The 6,781-nt window shown below is 30.9% G+C and carries 5 protein-coding genes; 3 read left to right on the forward strand and 2 right to left on the reverse strand.

Annotation, left to right across the window (positions count from 1 at the left end; genetic code table 11):
• Positions 1–630: 630 nt before the first annotated feature.
• Positions 631–1,776, forward strand: coding sequence for an ImmA/IrrE family metallo-endopeptidase (locus tag CW752_RS16695; RefSeq protein WP_101240823.1), 1,146 nt, complete (start codon positions 631–633; stop codon positions 1,774–1,776).
• Complete coding sequence (locus CW752_RS16700) at positions 1,773–2,270, forward strand: DUF4411 family protein (RefSeq protein ID WP_053328098.1); 498 nt, start codon at positions 1,773–1,775, stop codon at positions 2,268–2,270. The genes CW752_RS16695 and CW752_RS16700 overlap by 4 nt, the downstream gene beginning before the upstream one ends.
• 281 nt (positions 2,271–2,551) lie before the next feature.
• Here CW752_RS16700 and CW752_RS16705 read toward each other — a convergent pair whose 3' ends face one another.
• Both CW752_RS16705 and CW752_RS16710 read right to left on the reverse strand, forming a co-directional pair.
• A complete protein-coding gene (locus tag CW752_RS16705; protein ID WP_101240824.1) occupies positions 2,552–2,818 on the reverse strand; it encodes a helix-turn-helix domain-containing protein in 267 nt (88 codons plus the stop codon).
• 83 nt (positions 2,819–2,901) lie between these two features.
• A complete protein-coding gene (locus CW752_RS16710) occupies positions 2,902–4,203 on the reverse strand; it encodes a hypothetical protein (protein WP_101240825.1) in 1,302 nt (433 codons plus the stop codon).
• Positions 4,204–4,603: 400 nt separating this feature from the next.
• On the opposite strand from CW752_RS16710, the gene CW752_RS16715 reads away from it, so the two are divergent.
• Positions 4,604–6,349: an alkaline phosphatase D family protein gene (locus CW752_RS16715; RefSeq protein ID WP_101240826.1), complete on the forward strand. Its 1,746-nt coding sequence runs from the start codon at positions 4,604–4,606 to the stop codon at positions 6,347–6,349.
• Positions 6,350–6,781 lie beyond the last annotated feature (432 nt).

Here is a 6,781-nt window from a genome sequence, read left to right on the forward strand (position 1 = left end):
TCAAGTAAAATAATATTGGGCTATCGTTTAAAGAATAAGATAGGGAATTTGCAATAGCTCACTAATTGGTTTACTTTTCAAGCTGTAGTCAAATTAATAACCACGAGGAGGTTAATTAATAAGGCAAATTTCGATGTTCTTTTTCTGGTAATATATTTTCCTATTATTATGCTTAAAAGAGAATTTTTACCCTTTAAATATTGATGATAAATTTGCTAAATGCCCATTAAGCATTAAAATAAAAAAAGTAATATTATTAAATTTCATAAATATACATTCTGTATTATAAATAAGTAAGGGAATGCTTGCACATTCCCTTTACCAATCATTACTTTTTAGGGCAACTTTTGGGTTTACTTCTGTAAAAGTATTTTCTTCCATCTTTCGTAGGTTGATGAACTTTTACAAATTTGTTTGGTTTACTATTCGTAGCCATTTCAAATTGTATTTTTGATTAAACAATATGACAACTTTAGCTGTGTCATCTCTCAGCCATTTCAGATGTCTGATGATAACATGATTAATAAACCATTGCAATTATACAACTTATATTGTAAATTATGGTAAAAACAAATATAATTATAGAAAATAAATACCCACTGATTTAAAAGATTGTATATATTTGTCAAAATGAGTACGAGAGTAGAAAATATTAACAGCGAGATAATTGAATGGGCTATTATGAGAAATGGTAATAGCTTAGATGAATTTTTCATAAAAAATCCGGAAGTCAGAATGTGGATCGAAGGAGAGAAATATCCTACTGTTAAACAACTCGAAAAATTTACTCATAAAGTGCATGTTCCTTTTGGTTATATGTTTTTACCTAATCCTCCTGAAGAAACAGTTCCATTACCTTTTTTTAGGACACTAAATGAAGGAGGTGATAATACTATAAGTTTAAATGTTTTTCATACTGTTCAAATAATCCAAGAAAGGCAAAATTGGCTAACAGAATATTTAGATGATTTAGAGCTTCCTGATTTAGATTTTGTTGGCAAATTTAATGTACATGATGATTATAGAGAAATTGTTCATGACATAAAAAGTACTTTAGGACTAGCTGATGATTGGGCATCGTATCATAAGAACTGGGAAGATTGTTTAGAATTTCTAACAAATAAAATCGAAGAGTTAGGAATTATCGTAACATTTAATGGTATTGTTGGTTTAAATACTCATAGACCTCTTGCTGTAAAAGAATGTAGAGGTTTCGTTTTGGTAGATAGAAAAGCACCGTTTTTATTCATTAATTCTGCTGACGCAAAATCGGCACAGATGTTTACTTTGATACATGAATTAGCTCATGTTTGGTTGGGAGAAAGTGCTGGATTTGATAATCAAAACCTTCTACCTGCTGATCATCCACTAGAGATTTTGTGTGATAAAATTGCAGCAGAGTTTTTAGTCCCAGAAACTATTTTTAAAGTATTTTGGCATAAGAATAAAGATTTAAGATCTTTAAGTAATAGATTTAAAGTTAGTCAAATAGTTATTGCTAGGAGGGCATTGGATTTAAAGCTAATTTCAAGAAAAGATTTTTTAAATTTCTATAATATACAAATGCAGGAGTTTAGAAATTACAGAGAAAAATTAAAAGATTCAGATGGAGGAAACTTTTATGCTACTGCTAAAAAAAGAGTGAGTTTGAGATTTGCTTCGTTTGTAGAATATGCTTTGAAGCAGAATAAACTCTTATATAGAGATGCATATAAATTGACTAGTTTGAAAGGGGATACCTATAATAGATTTGTAAACGAATATTTGTATAAGTGAAAAAATATTTATTAGATAGTAACATTTTAATTCAGGCTCATCGAATGCATTATCCATTTGATGTGTTTCCATCATTTTGGAGTAAACTAATAAATTTATCTGAAAACAATTTTATTCTAAGTATTGATAAAGTAAAGAAGGAGATATGTGAAATTTCAAATCCAGATAATTTATCAAATTGGTGTATGAATGATATTCATGATACATTTTTTGTTGATACGAGTTCTTGTGTTGATGCATATTCTCAAATAGCTATTTGGGCTAACGCAAATACACAATATACCCAAAATGCGAAAGATGAGTTTTTACAAACTGATTTAGCTGATCCATGGCTAATAGCTTATGCATTGAAGAATAATTGTAAAATTGTTACTTATGAGAATAGTGATCCATACGCTAAAAGAAAAATAAAAATTCCAGAGCCTTGTAATCATTTTGGAGTTGAGTTTACAACTCCAATTCAAATGATGAGAGAATTAGGTGATACATTTTAATTAATCTAATGTTATTTAATATACAACATTAGTAAAGATGTAGTGTTTATAGTTTTCCATAGTTTTAATATAGGTATTCATTAAAGTTTAAATTTATTATTTACATGGTTTAAAGAAAATATTTCCCCTATAATTTCCCCTTTGAAAATCAAAATGCTTGAAACTACCATAAATAAAGGGAAAAATGAAAAATATTCGAGCCCAGGTGGGACCACAGAAAATCAACCACTTACTTAATGTGAGTGGTTTTTTTTTGTAGATTTGTAATAGACAATTATCTCTTATCTATCAATTAATTGCTGATTTTTAGCTGCATATTGGATAAGTTGTTTACGGGAATAAATTAGAAATCTCCCTACACGGAAAAAAGGGATTTTATTTGTTTTGGTCCAATTGCAAATCGTTTGTACTGATTTGTTAAACATTGCAGCAACTTCTTGCTGTGAAAGCTGATCTTCTTTTGGCGGGAAGTAGTTTTGTTCTGATAAAGAATCTATTTGAGCATAAAATGTTATGTCCTTCGATTTTAGTTTGATTTTTCTTGTCATAATTTTACTTTTTAAATTGTTAATTGACTGTTTCAAAATTATTAATAAACAAGAAAAAAACTATTGGACAGCTTTGGATTGCCTTATTCTACAGGGGTTTTAAGATCTAGGTTTGTGCAGGTTTTCAGGAATTGTTTTACTTCAAATTCATAAGGTGCTACCTGGTTAGGTGAATCATTGGAGAAGAAATTCTGATTGGAGGACAATGAATACCCTTTCAGCCCACCTACATATTCATGAAAGATCCCAGGGAACTTCGTTTGCCATTTTTTCAATATTGCTAATCCTTTTAATACGTATATCGTCCCAAAGAAGTATTTTTTAAATTCACTTTTTGAATTAAGTAACAATTCTTTAGTTATTTCTCTCGTCATAATTAATTCATGATCAGAAAATTTAGGATAAGGTTCGGTAATGGTTTCAATAAATATTTCGCCTAAATTTAGCCCTAGTTTCTCAAATTCTTTTTCATTTTCATGTTTAATATAGCTTCTTTTATATACCTCATTAAAGATGTGTTTTACTTCTTTAATACAATGGATATCTTTTAATGGATTAATGAACTTATGAGCCGGGAAGTCTTTTAAAGGAACATTTTTATTAAAAAAGTCTTCGTGGTCTATAATTTTTGTAAGTTCATCTTGGGATACAGAGTTTTTCGGTTCGCTTAGTATAATGTCATAGTTGTTTGATACTATATTTATTAAAGGGATGTATGGTAGGTTTAGCCTGTTAAAAATACTATTATTTAAAACCGAATGATGAAGCTGATGCAAAATAAATCTTCGGTTTTCGACATCATTTTTAATTGTTTTTTTGAACTTATTTAAAGCTTCCTCTTTGTCATAAAGAAAAAATAAATGGAAAGCGTTTGAAATTGAAACAAAGCTTTGTGATTTAATTTCATGTTCCAAAATACAGAACTTTTGTTTTATTTTTACAACAATGATGTCTTTCAAACTGTTATATGCACGATGTAAAAATTCATGTTTATTATTTTTACACACCACATATCTGTTTATTAAAACAGCTATTTGATCTCCGGTGTTTAAGCTGCTCTCAATATATTCCAAATCTTTGTTAAAATTACTGACTATCTTGACTGTAAAACCATATATAGGATGACTGATAATTTCCACATTATGTCCAATTTTTTCAAACTGATGTTCCAAATGAGAATAGATCATCATATTATAATCTTTGAAAAAATCCATGATATGAATTATTGTTGGAAGATCACATTCCTTAAGAACTGTAAAGACCAATTCACTATAATCTAAATTTCCCTGTTTACTTAGAATATGGTTTATTACCTGATCATGGTATGGAATCAGCCTGAACTCATCATTAGCAGTTGGAGTGATAAATTTGTTACTAGGATACATTTTTTTCAATAATTCGTGTAAATAATTACATACTTTATGTTTTTAATATTAACGAGGAGACATTGTATAGTTCATGATATTTTTTGGTTTTTCAATAGAATATAGTTGTAGTTTTAATCTTATTTAAACATTTCACAAAAATTAAATTGTAATCAATTAAAGTAGATTAAAATAAATGTTAATTATTTGATTTACAGTGTTTAAATGTATTATTTAATTCGTTAAAAAGCAAATACATCTGCAAGATTTTAATGAAGAACCTTATTTACAATCTTTTTAAAAAATAAATTTTTTACCCTATAATATAATGCTAAACATCTGTTTAAAAAACAATAAAGAATAATTAAAACTCAGTTAACAGCCTTCTTTCTTATATGCCGTTGTTTTGCAGAAAAAAGTAATGAAGGAAAATAACAATGCACTTAACCGAAGAAGTTTTCTTAAAAATTCTTTATTGGCCGCGGGAGGATTTTTTATAGCCCCCTTAATAGAAAGCTGCTCAGATAGTCTTACCAATAATGATGATGCTCCAAATGATCTTAAAAATACAGGTTTTGAATCCGGTGTTGCTAGTTTTGATCCTACAGCAACCGGAGTTATCATCTGGACAAGATATTCTGTGGGAACCGATGCAGAAATTACTTGGGAAATAAGCAGAAATAGCAGTTTTTCAGAAGTGTTGAGAAGAGGAAAAGCTAATGCAACATTAGTTAATGATTTTACGATTGCAGTAGATGTACAAAACATTCCTTCCCATACAAAATATTTCTACAGATTTTATAATGTTAAAACTAAAGAAGTCAGTGTTGTAGGAGAAACCATTACTTTGCCTTCCAAAACAGATTCCGCAAATGATGTGAAAATGGCCGTGGTTTCATGTTCCAATTTTCCTGCAGGACTTTTCAATGTATATGGAGCGATTGCTCAGTCAGAAGCTGATGTAGTGGTGCATCTTGGAGATTATATTTATGAATACGCTCCAGGGCAATATGGTACAAATCCTTATACCAATCAGTTAGGAAGAGCCCATAAGCCGGCGAAAGAAATACTTACCCTTAACGATTACAGAGAGCGATACAGACAGTACAGAGGAGATAAAAACCTTCAATTGGCTCATCAGAAAAAGCCATTCATTTGCGTATGGGACGACCATGAATTTGCTAATGATACCTATAAATCCGGAGCAGAAAATCATCAGCCGGACGAAGGTGATTTTCAAGCCAGAAAAATGGCAGCTTTCCAAGCATACAGTGAATATATTCCTCTTAAAACAGGAAAAGACCTGAGAATTTACAGAAGCTTTAACTTTGGAAATATCGTTTCCCTCTATATGATGGATACAAGGGTGATTGCAAGAGATAAACAAATGGAATATTCTGAGTACCTGGATGCTACTGGGAATTTTGATCAGACAAAATTTAAGGCAGATTTCCTAAGTACCAACCGCAAACTGATTGGTAATGAGCAAATGTCGTGGTTAAGCTCTCAGATGAATGCCGATACTGCAAAATGGAAAGTATTGGGACAACAGATTTTAATGACAAAAATGATGGTTCCTGCCGAGTTATTAATGCTTTTAAATCAAATTCTTGCTGAAATAAAACAACACGGAAGCGCACAGCCGGCAACCATGCAGGCACTTCAGAATACCATTTCCCAGTTGATTGAGCTTAAACTGAAATACAAACAAAATATACCACTTACTCCTCAGGAAATGGCGAGAATTACAACTACTTTACCTTATAATTTAGACGCATGGGACGGATACTTTATGGAAAGAGAACAGCTGTATTCTATCCTTGCAGGAAAAAATGTGGTGGTTTTAGCAGGAGATACACACAACGCATGGTTGGGGAAACTCACCAATGCTCAAGGGAATGTTATCGGGACAGAATTAGCTTGTAGTTCCGTTTCCTCACCGGGGCTTGAAGGCTATCTGGGAATCACATCAGATCCTTCCAAAGCGATAGAACTGGCGAAGGCATTTTCAATCTTAATCGATGATTTGGAATATGCCAATCTTTATAAAAGAGGATACCTTCACGTGAAATTTACTTCCGGAAATGCACAGGCAGAATGGAGATTTGTAGACAATGTATTCTCTGAAACTTACAATACCGTTACCGAAAAAACACATACTATATAATAGTTCGAAAGAACACATCTTAATTAATTTTGTAAAAGGAGTTACAGCTGTATGCTATACTCCTTTTTTGTTGTATATTAAACAGATGCAAGGGAATATAGGGTGATGGACGATATTATATTAATCTGAATTCGAGATAAGAATTTTCTATTTTAATCAGGCTGAGAGCTTGAAGAAGGAAGTTAGCCAGGTTATAAAGAACAGTTTTTTCTGTATCTCCATCTTTTTAAACAGTAATGTCATTAATTTATGGTAACCATCTATAGATGATGTGGCTGTGACAGTAATGTACATCCCTAAATAGAGTTGACCGTATTGTTATTTAATATCTCATTGTTAAATATATTCAAAATAGGCTTATTAATGTTCATATTTTGTCTCCAATATTCTTCAAATTTTTCTGGAGACATTCTACCAATTGCATTATGCGGT

Origin of the sequence: Chryseobacterium sp. PMSZPI, from assembly GCF_002835665.1 — a bacterium.
Lineage (GTDB): Bacteria > Bacteroidota > Bacteroidia > Flavobacteriales > Weeksellaceae > Chryseobacterium.

Bases quoted from the DNA above. Each gene is read 5' to 3' on its own strand.
- CW752_RS16695 (WP_101240823.1), top strand. From the start codon at position 631: ATGAGTACGAGAGTAGAAAATATTAACAGCGAGATAATTGAATGGGCT.
- CW752_RS16705 (WP_101240824.1), bottom strand. From the start codon at position 2,818: ATGACAAGAAAAATCAAACTAAAATCGAAGGACATAACATTTTATGCT.
- CW752_RS16710 (WP_101240825.1), bottom strand. From the start codon at position 4,203: ATGTATCCTAGTAACAAATTTATCACTCCAACTGCTAATGATGAGTTC.
- CW752_RS16715 (WP_101240826.1), top strand. From the start codon at position 4,604: ATGAAGGAAAATAACAATGCACTTAACCGAAGAAGTTTTCTTAAAAAT.